The 20,088-nt window shown below is 51.1% G+C and carries 18 protein-coding genes; 4 read left to right on the forward strand and 14 right to left on the reverse strand.

The genetic code is table 11. The features are described 5' to 3' along the window. Positions 1-1,294 precede the first annotated feature (1,294 nt). The 12 genes from ubiD to proC form a co-directional block, all read right to left on the reverse strand. On the reverse strand, positions 1,295-2,761 hold the full coding sequence (gene ubiD / locus ACJJIP_RS19640; protein WP_444902355.1) for a 4-hydroxy-3-polyprenylbenzoate decarboxylase: 1,467 nt from the start codon (positions 2,759-2,761) through the stop codon (positions 1,295-1,297). Between the two features lie 156 nt (positions 2,762-2,917). Then, on the reverse strand, positions 2,918-3,187 hold the full coding sequence (rbp, locus tag ACJJIP_RS19645; RefSeq protein ID WP_020413665.1) for an RNA-binding regulator: 270 nt from the start codon (positions 3,185-3,187) through the stop codon (positions 2,918-2,920). A 270-nt stretch (positions 3,188-3,457) separates the two neighbouring features. Next, entirely contained in the window at positions 3,458-4,717 is a 1,260-nt protein-coding gene (rho, locus tag ACJJIP_RS19650) for a transcription termination factor Rho (RefSeq protein WP_020413666.1), read from the reverse strand. Positions 4,718-5,087: 370 nt separating this feature from the next. Beyond that, positions 5,088-5,417 carry a thioredoxin TrxA gene (gene trxA / locus ACJJIP_RS19655; protein ID WP_020413667.1) on the reverse strand — a complete coding sequence of 110 codons (330 nt, stop codon included), beginning with the start codon at positions 5,415-5,417 and terminating at the stop codon, positions 5,088-5,090. Between the two features lie 141 nt (positions 5,418-5,558). Further along, entirely contained in the window at positions 5,559-6,782 is a 1,224-nt protein-coding gene (gene hemW / locus ACJJIP_RS19660; protein WP_020413668.1) for a radical SAM family heme chaperone HemW, read from the reverse strand. After that, positions 6,766-7,383 (reverse strand): RdgB/HAM1 family non-canonical purine NTP pyrophosphatase, encoded by a 618-nt coding sequence (gene rdgB / locus ACJJIP_RS19665; RefSeq protein ID WP_444945831.1) that lies wholly within the window; start codon positions 7,381-7,383, stop codon positions 6,766-6,768. The genes hemW and rdgB overlap by 17 nt, the downstream gene beginning before the upstream one ends. Before the next feature lie 97 nt (positions 7,384-7,480). Continuing rightward, positions 7,481-7,933, reverse strand: a complete 453-nt coding sequence (locus tag ACJJIP_RS19670) for a DUF4426 domain-containing protein (protein ID WP_020413670.1) — start codon at positions 7,931-7,933, stop codon at positions 7,481-7,483. Positions 7,934-8,074: 141 nt separating this feature from the next. After that, positions 8,075-8,665, reverse strand: a complete 591-nt coding sequence (gene metW / locus ACJJIP_RS19675; RefSeq protein WP_020413671.1) for a methionine biosynthesis protein MetW — start codon at positions 8,663-8,665, stop codon at positions 8,075-8,077. Then, positions 8,655-9,860, reverse strand: coding sequence for a homoserine O-succinyltransferase MetX (gene metX, locus ACJJIP_RS19680; protein ID WP_444945832.1), 1,206 nt, complete (start codon positions 9,858-9,860; stop codon positions 8,655-8,657). Before metX ends, metW begins: the two co-directional genes overlap by 11 nt. Before the next feature lie 115 nt (positions 9,861-9,975). Then, positions 9,976-11,943, reverse strand: a complete 1,968-nt coding sequence (locus ACJJIP_RS19685; RefSeq protein ID WP_020413673.1) for a dynamin family protein — start codon at positions 11,941-11,943, stop codon at positions 9,976-9,978. Between the two features lie 151 nt (positions 11,944-12,094). Next, positions 12,095-12,703 carry a YggT family protein gene (locus ACJJIP_RS19690; protein ID WP_020413674.1) on the reverse strand — a complete coding sequence of 203 codons (609 nt, stop codon included), beginning with the start codon at positions 12,701-12,703 and terminating at the stop codon, positions 12,095-12,097. A 64-nt stretch (positions 12,704-12,767) separates the two neighbouring features. Continuing rightward, positions 12,768-13,601, reverse strand: coding sequence for a pyrroline-5-carboxylate reductase (gene proC, locus ACJJIP_RS19695; RefSeq protein ID WP_040628952.1), 834 nt, complete (start codon positions 13,599-13,601; stop codon positions 12,768-12,770). A 140-nt stretch (positions 13,602-13,741) separates the two neighbouring features. Between proC and ACJJIP_RS19700 the strand changes: the two genes are divergently transcribed. After that, positions 13,742-15,745: a S9 family peptidase gene (locus ACJJIP_RS19700; RefSeq protein ID WP_444945833.1), complete on the forward strand. Its 2,004-nt coding sequence runs from the start codon at positions 13,742-13,744 to the stop codon at positions 15,743-15,745. 126 nt (positions 15,746-15,871) lie between these two features. Here the strand turns inward: ACJJIP_RS19700 and ACJJIP_RS19705 are convergent, their stop codons facing one another. Together ACJJIP_RS19705 and ACJJIP_RS19710 are read right to left on the reverse strand one after the other, a co-directional pair. Further along, the gene (locus tag ACJJIP_RS19705; RefSeq protein WP_020413677.1) at positions 15,872-16,096 is read right to left on the reverse strand and encodes a hypothetical protein; all 225 of its coding nucleotides are present in this window, start codon (positions 16,094-16,096) and stop codon (positions 15,872-15,874) included. Positions 16,097-16,135: 39 nt separating this feature from the next. Continuing rightward, positions 16,136-16,840, reverse strand: coding sequence for a YggS family pyridoxal phosphate-dependent enzyme (locus ACJJIP_RS19710; protein WP_282951902.1), 705 nt, complete (start codon positions 16,838-16,840; stop codon positions 16,136-16,138). Between the two features lie 69 nt (positions 16,841-16,909). Between ACJJIP_RS19710 and ACJJIP_RS19715 the strand changes: the two genes are divergently transcribed. From ACJJIP_RS19715 to ACJJIP_RS19725, 3 genes are all read left to right on the forward strand, one after another. Further along, positions 16,910-17,944 carry a type IV pilus twitching motility protein PilT gene (locus ACJJIP_RS19715; protein WP_020413679.1) on the forward strand — a complete coding sequence of 345 codons (1,035 nt, stop codon included), beginning with the start codon at positions 16,910-16,912 and terminating at the stop codon, positions 17,942-17,944. A gap of 67 nt (positions 17,945-18,011) precedes the next feature. Then, on the forward strand, positions 18,012-19,163 hold the full coding sequence (locus ACJJIP_RS19720; protein ID WP_020413680.1) for a PilT/PilU family type 4a pilus ATPase: 1,152 nt from the start codon (positions 18,012-18,014) through the stop codon (positions 19,161-19,163). 163 nt (positions 19,164-19,326) lie between these two features. Then, complete coding sequence (locus tag ACJJIP_RS19725; RefSeq protein ID WP_353375754.1) at positions 19,327-20,082, forward strand: SDR family oxidoreductase; 756 nt, start codon at positions 19,327-19,329, stop codon at positions 20,080-20,082. Positions 20,083-20,088: the final 6 nt, after the last annotated feature.

A 20,088-nucleotide genomic window follows, 5' to 3' on the forward strand; every position in this document is an offset into this window, starting at 1 on the left:
AACTAACATCATCTCAGGCGGAACAAGACTGCCTGCCTCAATATAGCTTTCTCTGCGTAGCAGTTTGTCGTTTTCCAGTCATTTAAAAGCCAAATCGTGCTGATGATTTACTAAAGAATTTTTTAAGCTTGTAACATCCATAAATGTGAAAGCTAACTGCTCATCACTTACATGGCCTTCTAGCCGTAAATGTGGTTGATTCCCCTGGGGACAGTAATATGCAGCAAGAAGAGTTCCATTATTCATATGGTAAGTGAGCGGGATTGTCCATCATAGATCCAATTCTCAATTAGTACAGCACCACCAGCCATTTGAGAAAAATTAATATAGAACTTCTCCCGATCAGACCCTTCTTTTTTCCAATCCCCCTCAAGAGATTTTATACGACAAAATGCCCATTTTACGTTAGAATCAGATTCGGCTGCATTTACAGCTACAACTGTTAAAGACAAGGCTAATAAGCATGCTTTTAAAAAAACGTAATTTTTTTCTCAACATATTCGATATACCTAATCATTGATCTAAAAACCAGAAAATAAATTTCCACCACTTGCTTTTAAAATATGATCTTTATATTTATTTGCACTTTACTAATCACCTCTGCCAGCTTACAGTTTAAATCCGCTCTATTTTAGTAAATTATTTGACCTATCAATCATAGTCCCGCCTCAAAATATTCAAACGACAAATATATTACTAAGCTTCTTAACCGGCCAGTAGTCTTTTTCATCGCATAAGCTGATTTAGTATCAACGCCCCGATTCACAACCAAGATAAATCCATCTTTACGTTCAATATCAAAATACATTGACGCAAACAAGTTCAGGGCTGGCCTCATTTATCCTGTGAAACCATTGCGATCCTGCCAAAAGAAACGCTCTGAGTCAGAAATAACTTCTGACAATCGGAAGCGAAACATTCCGTTACACATGGATTCAGAAAAAACTTTTCTGTCTTATCTCGGGTATAAATTTCCTAATATTATTAACACCTATGCCTTTTTCTTATTCACCTGGTAATGCCATCACAAATATTAAAATAAAAAAATGACAGTACTAATTGAGTAAATTATTTTCTTAAAAATTTCTCATCCACACTTTTAAGAATTTGCAAAGACTCCACCATAAGAGGTCACACGCACTACTTATAGATGTAAACAAATTGATATAAATAAATCAGAGATACAACAAACTACAGCTGCTAGGCAAGCGAACCAGTAAGCAGCCGTAGGCAGAACACCCCAGTGTTGCTCCAGCACGAAGGGGATAGAAAATTAAAATTATCGCTAACGAAATTATCCAAGACCCAACTTGGACCAAATCTCGTCGACTTTTTTAACTACCATCGGGTCTCTTTCAATAGGATTACCCCATTCTCTATCAGTTTCACCCTGCCACTTATTAGTGGCATCAAAACCAACTTTGGAGCCCAAACCCGATACTGGAGAAGCAAAATCCAGATAATCAATCGGAGTATTTTCTACCATTACGGTATCCCGAGCTGGATCCATGCGGGTTGTCATAGCCCAAATAACATCATTCCAATCTCGCGCATTTACATCATCATCTGTGACGATAACAAACTTGGTGTACATAAATTGGCGCAGGAAAGACCAGACCCCCATCATCACCCTTTTTGCATGGCCGGGGTACTGTTTCTTCATGGTCACCACGGCGAGCCGATAAGAACAACCTTCAGGAGGTAGATAGAAATCGACAATTTCCGGGAACTGCTTCTGTAAAATCGGCACGAACACTTCATTGAGAGCCTCACCCAAGATCGCGGGCTCATCCGGTGGCCGTCCGGTATAAGTGCTGTGATAGATTGGGTCCTTGCGATGAGTAATTTTCTCAACAGTGAAGACAGGAAAGCTATCTATCTCATTGTAATAGCCGGTATGGTCTCCATATGGCCCTTCATCGGCCATATCATCGGGATAAATGAATCCCTCCAACACATACTCTGCACTGGCAGGAACTTGTAAATCACTGAGCAGTGCATTGGTTACTTCAGTTTTATCACCACGCAACAGGCCGGCAAATGCATATTCAGACAGTGTATCCGGTACTGGAGTAACAGCCCCCAGAATGGTGGCGGGATCTGCGCCCAGTGCTACAGCAACGGGATACGGTTGGCCGGGATGTTTTTTACACCAGTCGCGAAAATCAAGTGCACCGCCACGATGACTGAGCCAGCGCATAATCAAGCGGTTTTTACCAATCAGCTGCATTCGGTAAATACCTAAATTTTGGCGCTTCTTCTCTGGTCCACGAGTTATCACCAAGGGCCAGGTCACCAGGGGCGCTGCATCTCCTGGCCAGCAAGTTTGAACAGGCAGCTTGTTGAGGTCCACCTGCTCTTTATCCAGCACAACCTGCTGGCAGACTGCTCCCTTGACCACTTTTGGCCCCATATTCAGAACCTGCTTGAAAACTGGCAGTTTTTCCCAGGCATCCCGCAAATTTTCCGGAGGCTGTGGCTCTTTAAGAAAGGCCAGCAGTTCACCGACCTCACGCAATTCACCGATATTCTCACGCCCCATTCCCAGAGCTACCCGCTCGGTAGTACCAAACAAGTTTGCAAGTACAGGGGTTTCAAAGCCTACTGGATTTTCAAAAAGTAGGGCCGGACCGCCACTGCGCAACACGCGGTCTGCAATTTCCGTCATCTCGAGAATCGGATCTACAGGGTGCTGAATCCGCCTCAATAGGCCCCGCTTTTCCAACAGCTTGATAAAGTCGCGCAGGTCTTTGTATTTCATGGATTACCGGACGATGAAAATAAACTAACGCGCAGTGTAAAACAGAAAAGACAAAATGGGGAATGGCGCCCTGGTCAGGGTGCTTAAAATAAGGGGGGAGAGTCGACCCGCAAGCGCTAAGCTGCGGGCCGAAAAAATCTTAAGCTTGTCGCAAGCTTAGAAGCGGGGGCGGCGCGGACGATCTTCGCGGGGCTTAGCTTCGTTAACACGGATGTTACGGCCGGACAGTGGCTGGTCGTTCATCTCTTCGATTGCTTTACGCGCTTCATCGTCGTTAGGCATTTCTACGAAACCGAAGCCTTTAGAGCGGCCAGTCTCACGGTCGGTGATTACAGTAGCCCGAGAGATCTCTCCGAATGCGCCGAAAGCTTCGTGCAGGTCGTCAGAGGTTACCGCGTAGGCCAGATTTCCAATATAGATATTCACAAAAGGTTCTCACTAGATGTGTGGGCTGTCGTGCAGTCACAAATGAATAACCAGCTCCACCAGATTATTCATTTGAGATTGGCCCTTTGACGGAGTATCTCCTGAGCCAATTCGGTCGGGCGCCGCTTAATAAAATTCATACCCAGCGCCACGATGTGGAACTTTATATGCCTAATAGCTCGCCTTTTCAACATTAATCAGCGCAAATAATCGCCTTATTCAATCCAGAATATAAAAGGCGCCTGAATCGGCGCCTTTTATATACAAAAATTATTTCCGTTTCATGGACAGGAAGAATTCGTCATTTGTCTTGAAATCTTTCAACTTATCCACTAGGAATTCCGTTGCTGCTACATCTTCCATATCGTGTAACAGTTTACGCAAAATCCATACCCGCTGTAATTCGCCCTCTGGCATTAGCAACTCTTCGCGGCGGGTACCGGAACGCCGTACATTAATGGCCGGGTATACACGCTTTTCAGCGATCTTACGATCAAGCTGCAATTCCATGTTACCAGTACCTTTAAACTCCTCGAAAATCACTTCGTCCATCTTCGAGCCAGTATCAATTAGTGCAGTAGCAATAATAGACAGACTTCCGCCTTCTTCAATATTCCGTGCAGCACCAAAGAAACGCTTGGGCCTCTCCAGGGCATGGGCATCCACACCACCGGTCAGTACCTTGCCAGAACTGGGTACGGTGGTGTTATACGCACGTGCCAGACGAGTAATAGAATCCAGCAAAATAACCACATCTTTCTTGTGCTCCACCAGGCGCTTGGCTTTTTCAATCACCATTTCAGCAACCTGGACGTGACGAGCAGGCGGCTCATCAAAAGTAGATGCAACCACTTCGCCGCGAACAGAACGCTGCATCTCAGTCACCTCTTCCGGGCGCTCATCAATCAACAGCACGATCAGGTGACATTCGGGGTTATTGCGAGTTATGGCTTGCGCCATATTTTGCAGCATGATGGTTTTACCGGCTTTTGGGGGAGCCACGATCAACCCACGCTGCCCTTTACCAATTGGGGCCACTAAATCAATAATTCGGCCAATAAGGTCTTCGGAAGAGCCATTACCGCATTCCAGACCGAGACGTTCGTTAGGGAAAAGGGGAGTAAGGTTTTCGAAAAGAATTTTATTACGGGCGTTTTCGGGTTTGTCGAAATTAATTTCGTTAACCTTTAAAAGAGCGAAATATCTCTCACCCTCTTTTGGTGGGCGAATCTTTCCGGAAATTGAGTCACCCGTACGCAAATTAAAACGGCGAATCTGGCTAGGGGAAACGTATATATCATCCGGTCCCGCAAGATAAGAGGAATCAGCAGAACGCAAAAATCCAAAACCGTCCTGAAGGATTTCCAATACGCCATCGCCGTAAATATCTTCACCGCTTTTGGCGTGGCGCTTAAGAATATTGAAAATAATATCTTGTTTGCGCGACCGAGCCAGGTTTTCCAGGCCCATACCTTTGGCTATTTCAATCAACTCTTCAATGGGTTTGGTTTTTAATTCGGAGAGATTCATACCAATTGCTTATTAAGGTTTCTGTTGTCATTTGGCGCGGACACGCCGGAAATTATTTTGGGGAGGGGTTTGAAAATCAGAGATTTGCTCGTTTATTTGCCCAGTACACTTAGGCACCCGTACCTATCAAAAGCGTAATACCTATCAAGCTTTGGCTCTACATAATCAAAAGGCAGAGCACTACCAATTAAGCTCAATTCGAGGAATATACACGCCGGGAATGGTCAGGGACCCTGTGGAGGGGCGTTATCTTCAGCTGGTCGTCACTGGATTCACAGCTGACTGAACTATTACAGAATTACAGCCAGTATAACGGGTGTTTCCCATCCTGCAAAGAAATTTACCCTCTTCACAGGATGGAGCGGCAGGATTACAGCTGGCTATCGATAAACTCAGTCAGCTGGGCGCGAGACAGAGCACCAACCTTGGTACCTTCCACGTTACCACCTTTGAACAACAGCAGGGTAGGAATACCGCGCACATTGTATTTAGCCGGGGTTTCTTTGTTTGCATCCACATCGACTTTGACAATCTTCAGCTTTTCGCCGTAGTGACCCGCCAGATCATCCAGAACCGGAGCGATCATTTTGCACGGACCGCACCATTGAGCCCAAAAGTCCACCAGCACCGGACCTTCGGCTTTGAGAACCTCAGCTTCGAACTCGGCGTCAGTTACATTGATGATTGCGTGCTCGCTCATATTGCTTTCCTGTTCTTTAGTTACACAATGCGGTGCCACCGCGGACGCATCATCTCACGATGGGGGCTATGAGAGTACAGCCAAAATGCGCCATTGAACGCGTAGATTGGGGCGCAGTTGCACTTTTCAAGTCCCCTGGGCTCACGGCTGTTCCAGAAAGCGCTGCAGAATCTCATCAAGATAGTCGAAGCCAAAAGCACTGGCAGCAATACGTTGCTCCAGCGGCTGAACCAGATCCATCGCCAGCAAGGTCGGCCATTGTCGCTGTAAAGTCTCCAGGGCCAGGCCGGTATAGTACGCAAAAGTGCCTTTCGGCACCCCGCCGGCTAGGCGCAGGGTGTTCATCAGGAACTCCAGAGGCAAATCGGCCTTTTCTATTGCATCGGCATGGGGCGCTGCCAGCTCCCTGTGCAACAACTCGCTCCCCGAAGCTGCAAAATTCATGTAATCCCGCGGCGTACGTGTGCGCCGACTGCGCAGGATTCGACCTTCATGAGGCAGGGTGACCTTGCCGTGAGCACCTGCACCTATACCTAGATAATCCCCAAACGACCAGTAATTGATGTTGTGGCGAGATTCCAAACCGCGCCCACTATAAGCAGATATCTCATAGCGAAGGTAACCTTCTGCAGCGAGAAACTCGCGCCCGCTACTCTGTATGCTGGCAATCAGCTGTGAACCAGGTGTGGACGGTGGAGCACTGTAGAAGGCGGTGTTCGGCTCAATCGTAAGCTGGTACCAGGAAATATGTTCCGGTCCCAGGGACACAGCACGGCGCAGATCCTCCAGTGCCTCATCTTCCGTCTGCCCTGGCAGGCCGTGCATCAGGTCCAGGTTGATATTGTCAAAACCGGCCCTGCGCGCCATAGACAGGGCGCCGGCAGCCTCATCACCACTGTGGATGCGGCCCAGGTTATGCAACTGTGTGCTATTGAAGCTCTGCACCCCGATCGACAAGCGATTGATACCTGCCCTACGGTAGCCGTTGAATTTTGCCTGCTCAAAAGTACCGGGATTGGCTTCCAGGGTAATCTCTATGCCTTCGGCAAAGCCCACCAGCTCTGCAGCCATAGCCACAATTTCCCCGATAGCATTTGCGGAAAATAAGCTTGGCGTGCCGCCGCCAAAAAAAATCGATTGCAGCTTACGCCCCTGAACCCAAGGCAGTTGACTTAACAAATCTCGCCGCAGCTGAGCCACATACTCCTCTTGCGGAAGGGCATAGGCAGTATCTGTGTGATCCCTCGCAGCCTGGTGGGAATTGAAGTCACAATAGGGGCATTTGCGTATACACCAGGGAATATGCACATACAGGCTGAGAGGCGGCAGCTGCAATAACCCACTGTTATCATTCAAGATCGGCACCCGTCATCTGCTCGCGCCACATAGCCTCAAACAGCCCTACAGCCCGAGCGCGATGGCTCAATCGGTTTTTTACCTCTCGCGGTAACTGAGCGGAAGTCATGCCCTCTGAAGCTACATAGAAAAGCGGATCGTAACCAAAGCCCTGATCTCCCATGGGCGTCTCCAGTATGCGCCCACGCCACTGGGCGCTACACACTAGTGGCACCGGATCGTCATAGCTACGTACGAAAGCCAGGGCACAATGAAAACTCGCACTGCGAGCCGATGCTTCAATCCCCCGCAAAGCATCAAGCAACTTACCGTTATTGCGCTCATCATTCGCCCCTTCACCGGAATAGCGCGCAGAGTAAATCCCAGGAGCGCCGCCCAAGGCATCTACCGCTAAGCCGGAATCGTCAGCCAGCGCGGGCAAACCGCTGATGCGGCTAGCATGACGGGCCTTGATCAAAGCATTTTCGATAAAGCTCAGCCCAGTCTCCTCGGCGTCTTCCACACCAAACTCCGATTGGGGCAGAACCTGAATATCCCAAGTACTGAAAAGCTGCGAGAACTCTCGTAGTTTGCCGGCGTTGCCGCTGGCTAAGACAATTTTTTTTAGCATGTTGCATCAACTAAAAAGCGGGCCGAGGCCCGCATCGATTCTCAATCAAATGAAAGGTGCGCCACCGCGTCTAGATACAAACAAAACGCTGAAGCGGTTAAGGCCTTTCCAGTTTGCGGCGGAAAGTAATCCTCTCCTTTTTACCATTGGGTAAGGTGACATCCACATTGAAGGTAAGGGTCTCTTCATTCTCAAAGCGCAACGGCGCCAAGTAGTAAACCGCATTGCCGTCGCGGATCTCTTTAAACTTCAATGGGCGCGATTGCTGGATCAGATTGGTTGCATTGCCGGTCAGCTCTGCACCAAGGCCCCGGGTACCACCATCTTTCTTTACCACCGAGACATTGACATAAGCGCGGTCCCTGGCTCGCGCCAGCTGATACTTCTGGGCGATATCAGGCTGGATAAAGTCGCTGTTGAACACAGAATAAACTACCCGGTAGTCACCAAAATCCTCATAGTTCTTTATGATACGGGCCTCTTGCGCAACGGCACCGGCGGTCATAAAAAGCAGGGCCAGAGTGGCGGCTGCGGCAAGGATGCGTTTCACGCTTCACCTCCAATTGTTATGAGCACCACCTATTGAGTTGGCGGGCGCTGGACTGCGACGGCGGGCCACTATCTGTGCGCCACCCACCAAAAGCTGCGATCTGCCCCGAACCAAGGACAAAAACTTGGCGCAAATATTAGTTTAGCGAGTTAGGTGATATATCGCTGTCTCACCAAATAAATTTGGTAAAAAGTCTTTGAAAGTCACACCAATTTTCGACTCGGATACTACCTGGCGGTGTAAAATAGTCCAGTCGTTCTGTTTGCACAGCACTTCAAAGTCACGGAAAGTACAAAAGTGAATATTGGGCGTGTCGTACCACTCAAAAGGTAATAGATCCGAAACTGGCATTCGTCCGGAAAACGCCAGGTGCCAGCGTGCCCTCCACTGCCCGAAATTGGGGAAAGTGATAATACAGTCGCGCCCCACCCGTAACATCTCCCGTACAACCTCGTGCGGATGCCTCAGGGTCTGCAGAGCCTGTGTCATGACCACTGCGTCGAAACTACCGTCAGCAAAGTTACCGAGCCCCGTATCCAGGTTCTGCTCAACTACATTAACGCCACGCTCCACACACAATTCTATTTGTTCCGGGTCAATCTCCAAGCCATAGCCAATAACATTCTTATTTTTTCCCAGCTGCTCCAGCAGTGCACCGTCACCGCAGCCCAGGTCCAGAACACGACTATTGGGCGCTATCCAGTCCTGGATAACATCGAGATCAATGCGCATAGCGCCCCTCCTCTATTATCTCAGCGGCCACTCGTTGCATATATGCGCGGAAGATCCCCTCATAGCGTTCGTTTGGCAGCAGGAATGCATCATGCCCCATAGCGGACTCAATTTCGGCATAGCTTACCGAAACGTTAGCGTGCATCAGAGCATTGACGATCTCCCGAGAGCGATCGGGGGCAAAACGCCAATCGGAGGTGAAGGCAACCAACAGGAAGCGACAACTGGCATTGGCAAATGCCGCCACCGGATCATCTTTGTACTCCCGCGCAAGATCAAAATAATCCAGCGCACGGGTCATCAGGATGTAGGTATTGGGGTCAAAGCTGCTGGAGAAGCTATCGCCCTGATAGCGCAGGTAACTCTGGATTTGGAATTCCACCTCCTCATCAGAACCCGGCTGAAAACTGCCAGTGCGCAATTCGCGCCCAAATTTATTGGCCAATCCATCATCGGAAAGATAAGTAATGTGACCGATCATACGCGCCACAGCCAGACCACGCCGCGGTAATTTCTCCCTCTCAAGGTAACGCCCACCACAGAAGTCCGGGTCAGAGGTAATAGCCTGACGTGCAGTTTCATTAAAAGCGATGTTCTGGGCTGAGAGTTTCATAGCTGAAGCAATCACCACACAATGGCGCAGTCGCTCTGGGTACTCCAATGCCCAGCGCATAGCCTGCATTCCACCCAGGCTGCCACCGATGACCGCTGCCCACTGCTCAATACCCAATAGATCCGCCAAACGCGCTTGGCTGTGAACCCAATCACGTACTCTCATTGGGGGAAAATCCGGTCCCCAGGGCTTGCCTGTGGTCGGGTTGATAGAAACCGGGCCGGTAGAGCCGTGGCAACCACCCAGGTTATTCAGGGAGACCACAAAGAATTTGCTGGTATCAATAGGCTTACCAGGGCCAATGTAGTGGTCCCACCAGCCCGCCCGCTTGTCATCAGGGCTGTGCCTACCAGCAGCGTGGTGATGGCCTGATAGGGCATGGCAAATCAAAATCGCATTGCTTCTATCAGTGTTTAGTGTTCCGTAAGTCTCGTAGACCAGGGTGTAGCCTTGTAATACACGCCCACAGGCAAGCTGTAATGGCTCAGTAAATTCTTGTTTCTTGGGCGTAACAAGGCCTACTGAGTCCGCATCAGCGGTATTCTGGCACTCTCTGGAAGCGGTGGGGTTTTCCGTAGACAAAGTGTTTATATCTGTCGGGTTATTTGGCGGTTGGCAAATGCTGATGCCTCAAGTGTACGGGAGCGCCGCGACTTATGACAATCACTGTAACCGCCAATTAAGCCTCCACTCCAACTCAACTCGAGAGGGAGGCCTTCAGTGGTGTGACATTATGAGCCCGAGGTGCAGGAGCCAACGGCTGCGGTGCAGAGCTGCTATGGCGCAGCAATTCTTCAAGTGCCGTCAACGCACGATCGTTGCGCAGTACTTCATCTTCAAGCGTGCGCAGATCGGTGCGCCTACTGCGGGTCTTCTGCTTCAACTCGGTAAGCTTAATCAGGTGGCGATTGAGCAGGTGTTTCTGGTACTGAACATGTTGTTTCAACGGCTCAAGGGCCTGCTCCAGCCAGCTTTCCGCAGCAACTCCCATTTGGTTGTAGAGGCGCCCCACCTCACTGGCAAGGGTGGTTATAAATCGCTCACTAAGGCGATTGCGTCGAGCAAGCAATAACTGTGGAGAGCGGCGCAGCTGGGCCGCCTGACGATGTAAACCACGCAGGGTGGCACGGAATTTCCGGACGGTGAAATACTGCTCGACGCTGTCGACCTTCTTCAGGCTGGAACGCTCAAAAACCGCATCGAGTAACCGATTTGCCTGGTCTACCTCCCGCTCCAGGTTGGCGAGTTGGTGATCGACACCTTCCATGAAAGTGTCGATAGCCTTGGCCAGCCCCATGGGTGTCCAACTTTTGTGCAGCGCTTTGCTGGTGTCATCAATCAGTTGCTGCAGCTGCTGAGTGGAAATTGGCGCCAAAAGGGACGTACTCTGCCGCATCAACATGCGCTGGCTGGACTTTAGAGTAAGCAGTTCGTGGTGGCAGAGCTTGTGCTGCTCCTTCACGGTCTGCTGCAGCTGGCCCAGTTCTGCCAACTGCTCCTCGGTGCTGGCACTATTGCGCTGTAAGTGTACCAATGCGGCACGGCCGCTATTAAGGCGGCGCTTGAGGAGATCGCGGGTGTCCGCCATCAGCGTAAGGGCCTGGTGCAATGAGCGATGCTCTGCCACTTTTTGGCGGTGCTCCAACAGGCGCTGCACCAGCAGCTTTTCGAAATCGCCAAACCGGCTGTTACGCAATAAGTTCAGATCCTGCTGCTGGCGCGCAAGTAATGCCATTTTCGCCGAGACACCAGCAACGCTTTCCTGTGGTACAGACAACAGTTTTGCCACCTGGGCACTCATACGCCGAAGTAGCAATTCCGCGTCCTCATCGGGATCATCCCAAAGTACATCGACCTTATTCAACAGCGCCATCACTGCAGTGCCGCGGTGATCGCGCAGCGGAGCCAGGTGGGTCTCCCACATATTCATATCGGTGCCACTGACGCCGGCATCCGCGGCCAATAGAAAGGCCACAGCCTGGGCGCTGGGCAGTGTACTCAATGTCAGTTCCGGCTCGTTGCCGAGAGCGTTGAGCCCCGGCGTATCGATAATACGCAACCCCTGGTCAAGCAGAGGATGTGGCAGACAGATCAATGCATAACGCCAGGCGGGGATCTCTACCAAGTTGCCCTTATCATCCAAGTGGCGACGATCAAAGCCGTAACGCGCAGCTTCTTCAGGCAACACTGATTTGGTCGCAGCCACCTTCAATAACGCCGTGCGAGTAGCCTCGGGATCATTGGCATCGAACTCGTGGGTAATCCACTTCTGCGGAATCCGGCGAAAACTCTCCAGGCTGGTATTGGTAGCGAGGGTCTCTATAGGCAACAGTCGCAGACTGGCACGCTCGCTGCCATCACTGAAAATTTCCGTAGGGCACATTGTGGTGCGGCCAGGTTTAGATGGCAGCAGCCTCTGGCTGTAGGTCTGTGATAGCAGAGCATTAATCAGCTCGGTCTTGCCACGGGAAAACTCACCGACCAATACAAGGGTAAATTGATCATCGGTGAGTAAAGCACGTGCCTGCTGGACAACCTGGCAAGCACCGGCTGAGTTTGGGAAATGTTGCTGTAACCACTGGTTGAACTGGGCAAACTGGCGGTCCAGGTTTTTCTTCCAACGGTCGTAATCGGAGATGTGCTGGCGAAGGAGTGCGTCTTCCATTTCACGGTGTTCTTGTTATCTATACCCTGCAGACAAGACCCCAACACTCCGAATGCGAGTATTGGGATGGTCAACCTTAAGTATAAGAGTCTAACACCGCGCCAAATGCGATCCAGTGCGCGCGCCGCAAGAAAACTTGCGACATCACCACTTAAAATCCGGGGATATGCCAGAAAAGGCTGTAGACGAAAGCTGGCATATTTGCCATTTGTGCAAAACCAAACAGCAATTTATCTGCCACTGTCAGCAGGATAAACACGAAGATCGGGCTGATATCAATCACCCCCAAAGGCGGTATCAGGCGGCGTATCGGCGCACAAAATGGTTCGAGCAACTGACGTAACAACATCAAAGCAGGGTGGCCACTATGGGGCGCGATCCAACTGAACACGATCGAAATCAACATTCCTACAAAAACAACCGCAATCACCGTCGCTACACAGCCGATCAGAGACCAAAGCAGTGCACTCAAAGGATTAAATAGGCCATAGCCGGCGAACAGGCCACAAACCAAAATCATCACCAACCCCACCAGAAGTGCCAAAACCAGCGAGGCCATGTCCACACCGAGAAACCCCGGCACCACTTTGCGCAGTGGTAATAACAGCGGATTGGTAATTTTCACGATGCCCTGGGAAATTGGATTGTAAAAATCTGCGCGGGCCAACTGAAGCAAAAAGCGCATCAAAACCACAAACAGGAACAGGATACCGAGGGTTGCCACCAGGAAGACCCCGATATTGCTGAAGGTATTTGCCATCGAAAAGTTCCAAAAATTTGAGTGAATTACAGCGCTCAATACGCCGCTTTTAATTTGTTTTTACCTAGCGGTCCAGCTCCCTGGCCATTTCTGCAGCGCGCTCGGCACAATCACGCATTGCATCCGCTACCAGCTGGGGAAGGCCGCCCTGCTCAAAGCGCTGTACCGCACGCTCTGTGGTACCGCCCGGCGACATTACGTTACGCTTCAATTGGGCTACATCCACATCGCTGACCATGGCCAGTTTGGCGGCGCCCAGGGCAGTTTGCAACACGAGGCGCTCCGCATCAGCACGGGCAAAGCCACTGGCAGATGATGCATCAATCATGGCTTCCATAAATTGAAAAAAGTATGCTGGGGCAGATCCTGCAACGGCGATAATCTGATCAATTCCCTCCTCTTGCTCCACCCACAGGGAAATACCCACTGCATTGACGATACGCTCGGTAATAGCGCGGTGTTCTGCGGTCACCGCCGCATCGGCGTAAAGACCAGTGACCCCTGCCTGAACCAACGCTGGAGTATTTGGCATAGCACGCACAATTGGCAGGTGCTCACCTAGCCAGCGTTGATAGGCAGCCAGGGGTATACCGGCAGCCAGAGTAATCACCAGGGGGTTGCGTCTAGTCAGATGCGGACGCAGATCCATGCACAAATCGCGCATGACCTGGGGTTTAACTGACAGCACGATAACATCGGCTTCATCAATTGCAGCGATGTTATCATCGTGCGCGACAACGCCATGGCGCTTGGCAAACGACTCCAATTTGAGAGGATCGCGCCCAGTAGCAACAACCTTTTCCGTTGGATAGCCAGCCGCGAGCAGGCCGCCGATCACCGCTCCAGCCATATTGCCGGCGCCGCCGATAAAAACGATTTTGGGATTTTTTACAGTCACTCGGATTACCTCGGCGAGCACTCGGCTCAGCTGCTGTGAATTTCAGTCGCTATTCTCCCCAGCGGGGATTTCGTTAATATGTGGTCACTCAATTCCAATAACAAGAGAAACGCGCCTCACGCGTTGCCAAGGAGAATGATATGCATAAATGGCGCTCTTTAGTGATCGCCGCACTGCTTTGCGCGACGGGCGCTGCCGGTGCGGTAGAAACTCGTACCGAAAACAACGGCCAACTGATATTGCAGGACATTCCACAGATACCCCAGAGCATCATTGATGAACTGAACCGCTATCAAAATGTACGATCAGCCAGCTTCCGCGGCTGGGATATAGATGGCAACGGAATGTATGTCAGCACCCGCTTTGGCGAGGTGAATCAATTACACAAAGTAGATCGCGCCGGTGGCGCCCGCCGCCAGTTGACCTTCTTCGAAGAGCCTATCGGCAGTGTCGCCACACGTCCGGATCACGAGCAACTGGCATTCACTATGGATGCTGGCGGGAATGAATATACACAAATATTTCTATTTGATACGCACAATGGCCAGAGTGAGATGATCACTGATGGCGAATCCCGAAACGGCGCTATCCTCTGGAATAAGCAAGGCTCCGCCATGGCCTATCAGAGTACTCGCCGCGACGGTAAAGCCAATGATATCTGGCTCACCACTTTTGACGGAGCTAAGAAAGAAGACCGCCTGATTCTGAAATCGACAGATGGCAGTTGGTGGGGGCCTGGCGGCTTCTCACAATCCGGTAGCCAACTGCTCGTGTTGCAGTATGTTTCCTCCACTCGATCCAAAGTCCACCTGCTGGACCTAGATAGCGGGGAACTGAAACTGCTCGCCGGGGATGACGATGTAGACTCCCGCAATTTTCCCGTTGGCTTTAGCCACGACGACCGCTCTGCATTCCTGATGAGTGATAAAGGGGGAGAATTCACCCAGCTGATTCGCAAAGACTTAGCCAGTGGTGATGAAAAAGTCATTACCGCTGATATCCCCTGGGACATCAACGATTTTGTTCTCAGTGAAGACGGTCGTCGCGGTGCCTTCGTGGCTAACGAGGGGGGTATGTCCTCACTCTATCTCTATAACCCGCGCAATGACCGCTATCGCAAGATCAATTCCCTCCCCATTGGCGTTATCGGCGGCATCGAGTTCAATCCTCGAGGCGATAGACTGGCGATGTCCCTGAATACCCCAAAAACCCCTACAGATACTTTCGTTTTAGAGCTGGGCCGTCGTCCACTCTCCAGTGGTGACCTCAACCGCTGGACATTCAGCGAAGTCGGCGGCCTCGACACCGAGCAATTTGTCGAACCCCAGCTGGTGCACTATCCAACTTTCGACAAGGTAGATGGCAAGCATCGGGAAATTCCAGCTTTCATGTACAAACCACGCAACACTAAAGGCCCGGTGCCAGTCATTATTTCCATTCATGGCGGACCCGAGGGACAGTATCGCCCGCTGTTCTCCAGCACCTATCAAATGTGGTTGGAGGAGCTTGGGGCCGCAGTAATTGCTCCCAACGTACGCGGTTCTGCCGGCTACGGTAAAAGCTACCTGGCCATGGACAACGGGTATAAGCGCGAGGATTCGGTGAAAGACATCGGTGCCCTACTGGACTGGATCGCCACCCAACCAGACTTGGATGCCGAGCGGGTTGCTGTCTTCGGCGGTAGCTATGGCGGCTATATGGTGCTGGCCAGTAGTGTCTACTACTCAAACCGCCTGAAAGCTGCTGTAGATATTGTCGGCATCTCTAATTTTGTCACTTTCCTCACCAACACCAAGAGCTACCGTCGAGACTTGCGCCGGGTAGAGTATGGTGACGAACGCGATCCGAAGATGCGGGCCTTCCTGGAAAAAATCAGCCCCAACAATAATGTGGAGAAAATCCAGGTGCCGATGTTTGTGGTACAGGGACAAAATGATCCTCGAGTACCTGTTACAGAAGCCGAGCAGATCGTGGACGCCCTGCGTGAAAACGGCAACCGGGTTTGGTATATGAACGCATTAAACGAAGGACACGGTTATCGCAAAAAGGAGAATAGCGATGCCTTTACTCAAGCTACGGCATTGTTCTTTGCAGAACATTTGCTCGGCGAAGAGCGGAAAAAGAAACTGGCGCTGAAAAATTAATACGAACCCTCTAATGAAAACGGCCCTTTGGGCCGTTTTCATATCAATTCTACTAGCACCTTTTTAATCACTGCCAAATAGGGACGCCTCTATTATCGCAAGGAGATTTAAGGCAATTGTCACCAGCTACAACCATTGTCGGCTCTCCGGCCACAGCGATCGGGTTACCGTATTACTAAGGAAGTCGGTAATCATTGACATCTTCGGGAAGTAAAATGAGAGAAGGCAAATAAATGCTAGCCACTCAAGTGCCAACCAAGTGGTCCACAAGTTCTGCGCCATTGATAAAGCCATTACAGCACACAGGGTTAATCCCAGTAATACCACCTCGAGATTCCCTGATTTCGTCATTCCATTTCCCTAACAGTTTTGGGTAAAACACAGCCCCATTTACGCAGAATAATTACGAGCGCCAAAAATATCTGTGCCGATGCGCACAATGGTGGCGCCACAGGAAATCGCTGCCTCCATATCCCCGGACATTCCCATCGACAGGGTATCCATGGTTTCGTTAGGAAATTCTTCACGTAAGTGCTGCAACAAGCTGGCTAGCCTGGCAAAGGGCTCTTGTTGAGCGGTAATACCCTGTCGCTCAGCGGGAATCGTCATCAACCCGCGTAAACGAAGCCCAGGTAGTTTCACCACTTCACGCGCCAGAGCCACCAAATCCTGTGGAGCTATGCCAGACTTGCTCTGCTCGCCATCGATATTCACTTGCAGGCAGATATTGAGAGGGCCCATGTTTTTGGGGCGCTGCGATGAAAGACGCTGGGCAATTTTCAGCCGGTCGACTGTATGCATCCATTGGAACCTCTCGGCAACCGCACGGCTTTTGTTCGACTGCAACGGCCCAATGAAATGCCAGTGAATATCGAGATCAGAAAGGGCATCCTGTTTTTCCAGGGCTTCCTGCAAATAGTTTTCGCCAAAGTGGCGCTGGCCAGCCGCGTAGGCGACTCGCAAATCTTGTGGGGGTCGCGTTTTGGAAACCGCCAGCAGAGTGATTTCTGCCGGGTTGCGATCGCAGTTGTTGCAGCATGTCACAATCCGCTCACCTACTGCATTCAGGTTTTCGACGATTGTCTCTTTGCGCATATACTGGGGCCCTTACCGAAATAAGTGGCGATTTTACCTGAGCCCAAACAAGAACCATAAGGTAGCAGTATGGATATCACTGAACTCCTCGCCTTCAGCGCCAAGCAAAACGCCTCGGATTTGCACCTCTCCGCCGGTCTGCCACCGATGATTCGTGTGGACGGCGACGTGCGCCGCATCAACCTGCCAGCCATGGAGCACAAGCAGGTGCACGGCCTGATCTACGAGATCATGAATGATAAGCAGCGCAAGGATTATGAAGAGCTGCTGGAAACCGACTTCTCCTTTGAAGTACCTGGCGTGGCCCGTTTCCGTGTGAATGCCTTTAATCACAACCGTGGGGCCGGCGCTGTATTCCGGACTATTCCCTCCAAGGTACTGACCATGGAGGACCTGGGGATGGGCCAGGTCTTTAAACAGATCTCCGATACCCCGCGTGGCCTGGTGTTGGTGACTGGGCCTACCGGTTCCGGTAAGTCCACCACGCTGGCCGCGATGATGGATTACATCAACGACAACAAGTACGAACATATCCTCACCATCGAAGACCCAATTGAATTCGTACACGAGTCAAAAAAGTGTCTGGTAAACCAGCGCGAGGTACATAGGGATACACACGGCTTCGCCGAAGCTCTGCGCTCTGCATTACGTGAAGACCCGGACATTATTCTCGTGGGTGAGATGCGGGACCTGGAAACCATCCGACTGGCACTAACCGCCGCAGAAACCGGTCACCTGGTGTTCGGTACCCTGCACACCACCTCTGCAGCAAAAACCATTGACCGGGTTGTAGACGTCTTTCCTGCGCAGGAGAAAGCGATGGTTCGCTCAATGCTGTCGGAGTCACTACAGGCGGTAATCTCTCAAACCCTCCTGAAGAAAAATGGCGGAGGCCGTGTCGCCGCTCACGAGATTATGCGCGGCACCCCGGCAATCCGTAATTTGATCCGCGAGGACAAAATCGCGCAGATGTACTCGGCTATCCAGACTGGCGCCAGTGTCGGTATGCAGACCATGGACCAGTGCCTTGAGGATCTGGTGGCACGCCGTATCGTCAGCCGCGAAGTCGCGCGAGAAAAAGCCAAAATGCCGGAAAACTTCTAAGCGTTACAGCGCACCGGGGGCTCGCTGCAGGGCCCCTCAAAGTCAAAAATAAACGCGGTAAACACCCATGGAAATTGAAAGACTCCTACAACTGGTTGTAGAGAAAGGTGCATCGGACCTGTTTATCACCGCAGGCATACCACCCTCGATCAAACTGCACGGACGTGTTGTACCCTGCAGCAGTACCTCGCTCACACCAGAGAAAGCACGCGAACTGGTGGTGGGCACCATGAATGAGAAGCAGCGACGCGAATTCGCTGAACAAAAGGAACTGAACTACGCCATTGCCGTACGCAACGTAGGTCGCTTCCGGGTCTCGGCATTTTTCCAGCGCAACCTGGTGGGCATGGTGCTGCGTCGTATCGAAACGAAGATTCCCACGATTGACGGGCTTGGCCTGCCGGATGTACTCAAAGAGCTGGCGATGACCAAGCGTGGCCTGATTATTTTTGTAGGTGCAACCGGCACTGGTAAGTCTACCTCCCTTGCCTCGATGATTGGCCACCGCAATGAGAACTCCAAAGGCCATATCATCACTATTGAGGACCCGATTGAATTTATTCACCAGCATCGCGGCTGTATCGTAACCCAGCGTGAAGTTGGCCTGGATACAGAGTCCTTCGAAGTGGCCCTGAAAAATACCCTGCGTCAGGCACCAGACGTCATTCTGATTGGTGAGGTACGCTCCCGCGAGACAATGGACCACGCCATTGCCTTTGCCGAAACCGGCCATCTGTGTCTCTGTACCCTGCATGCCAACAACGCCAACCAAGCCCTGGACCGTATCATTCACTTCTTCCCGGCAGACCGCCACCAACAGTTGTTTATGGACCTGTCGCTGAACCTGAAAGCGATGGTGGCACAGCAACTGGTGCCAACACCTGACGGCGATGGCCGCCGGGCCTGCCTGGAGGTTATGATCAATACCCCGCTGATGTCGGACCTGATCCGCAAGGGCGAGGTACACAAAATGAAAGAGTTGATGAAGCGTTCCGGCGAACAGGGTATGCAGACCTTCGACCAGGCCCTGTATGAACTCTACGACCGCGGCGAGATTACCTACGAGGATGCCCTCGCCCACGCTGACTCCTCCAACGACTTGCGCTTGATGATCAAACTCAAGTCCGAGTCCGATGCGGAATATTTGAATAGTGCCGCTGGCGAATTAAGCCTGCAAAATGATTCGGAATACGGCGATGGTGGCCCGCAACTGTATTAAAATTAAAGCCCATTAAGACCGATCTCATCCAGGGGCACTGACAGCGCTGCCGTCAGTGCCTCCTCCGTATTTTTCAGATACCCTCCCTCATTCTTTAACAACAAAAAAAATCAAAGGTACCCCTATTTATTCCCAATAGTTCCCCCTTTTCAGGAGTTGCAAAGTGCCCCTTAAAAATAATATTGCCTTAGTCACCGGCGGAAGCCGAGGGATCGGTGCCGCAACGGCACGATTACTTGCCCAGCATGGATACCATATCGCCATCAGTTATCGGGAGAGAAAAGACTCGGCCGAAAGCCTGCTGAATGAACTCAAGGCCTTAGGTACTAAAGCAATCGCCGTACGCGCTGATATTTCATCAGAAGCCGATATCACCCACTTATTTAATGAAGTAGACCGGCAACTCGGCCCCCTTCAATACCTGGTGAACAATGCCGCGACACTCAAACCCCAAATGCGCGTTGAAAAAATGGAAGCGGAGCGAATTAACCAGGTATTTCGAACGAATGTTACTGGCACCCTACTTTGCTGCCGCGAAGCCATAAGAAGAATGTCGACCAAACAGGGGGGCAGCGGTGGTGCCATCGTCAATGTTTCTTCTGCTGCCAGCCGCTGGGGCTCACCCAACGAATATATTGACTATGCAGCGAGTAAAGGGGCAGTAGACACCTTGACCATCGGGCTAAGCCAGGAACTTGCCAGCGAGGGAATCAGGGTAAATGGAGTACGGCCAGGTTTGATCTATACAGAGATGCATGCTGCTGGCGGAGAACCAGATCGGGTGGAGCGGCTAAAATCTACGACCCCTCTAAAACGAGGGGGACTGCCAGAGGAAGTGGCCTCTGCGATAGCTTGGCTTTTAAGCAATGAATCGTCGTTTACCACTGGCTCATTTATTGATGTCGCAGGTGGGAAATAGGGCAAG

Source organism: Microbulbifer variabilis (assembly GCF_052467165.1).

Bases quoted from the DNA above. Each gene is read 5' to 3' on its own strand.
- ubiD (WP_444902355.1), bottom strand. From the start codon at position 2,761: ATGAAATACAAAGACCTGCGCGACTTTATCAAGCTGTTGGAAAAGCGG.
- rho (WP_020413666.1), bottom strand. From the start codon at position 4,717: ATGAATCTCTCCGAATTAAAAACCAAACCCATTGAAGAGTTGATTGAA.
- trxA (WP_020413667.1), bottom strand. From the start codon at position 5,417: ATGAGCGAGCACGCAATCATCAATGTAACTGACGCCGAGTTCGAAGCT.
- rdgB (WP_444945831.1), bottom strand. From the start codon at position 7,383: ATGCTAAAAAAAATTGTCTTAGCCAGCGGCAACGCCGGCAAACTACGA.
- metW (WP_020413671.1), bottom strand. From the start codon at position 8,665: ATGCGCATTGATCTCGATGTTATCCAGGACTGGATAGCGCCCAATAGT.
- ACJJIP_RS19685 (WP_020413673.1), bottom strand. From the start codon at position 11,943: ATGGAAGACGCACTCCTTCGCCAGCACATCTCCGATTACGACCGTTGG.
- ACJJIP_RS19690 (WP_020413674.1), bottom strand. From the start codon at position 12,703: ATGGCAAATACCTTCAGCAATATCGGGGTCTTCCTGGTGGCAACCCTC.
- ACJJIP_RS19700 (WP_444945833.1), top strand. From the start codon at position 13,742: ATGCATAAATGGCGCTCTTTAGTGATCGCCGCACTGCTTTGCGCGACG.
- ACJJIP_RS19705 (WP_020413677.1), bottom strand. From the start codon at position 16,096: ATGACGAAATCAGGGAATCTCGAGGTGGTATTACTGGGATTAACCCTG.
- ACJJIP_RS19710 (WP_282951902.1), bottom strand. From the start codon at position 16,840: ATGCGCAAAGAGACAATCGTCGAAAACCTGAATGCAGTAGGTGAGCGG.
- ACJJIP_RS19715 (WP_020413679.1), top strand. From the start codon at position 16,910: ATGGATATCACTGAACTCCTCGCCTTCAGCGCCAAGCAAAACGCCTCG.
- ACJJIP_RS19720 (WP_020413680.1), top strand. From the start codon at position 18,012: ATGGAAATTGAAAGACTCCTACAACTGGTTGTAGAGAAAGGTGCATCG.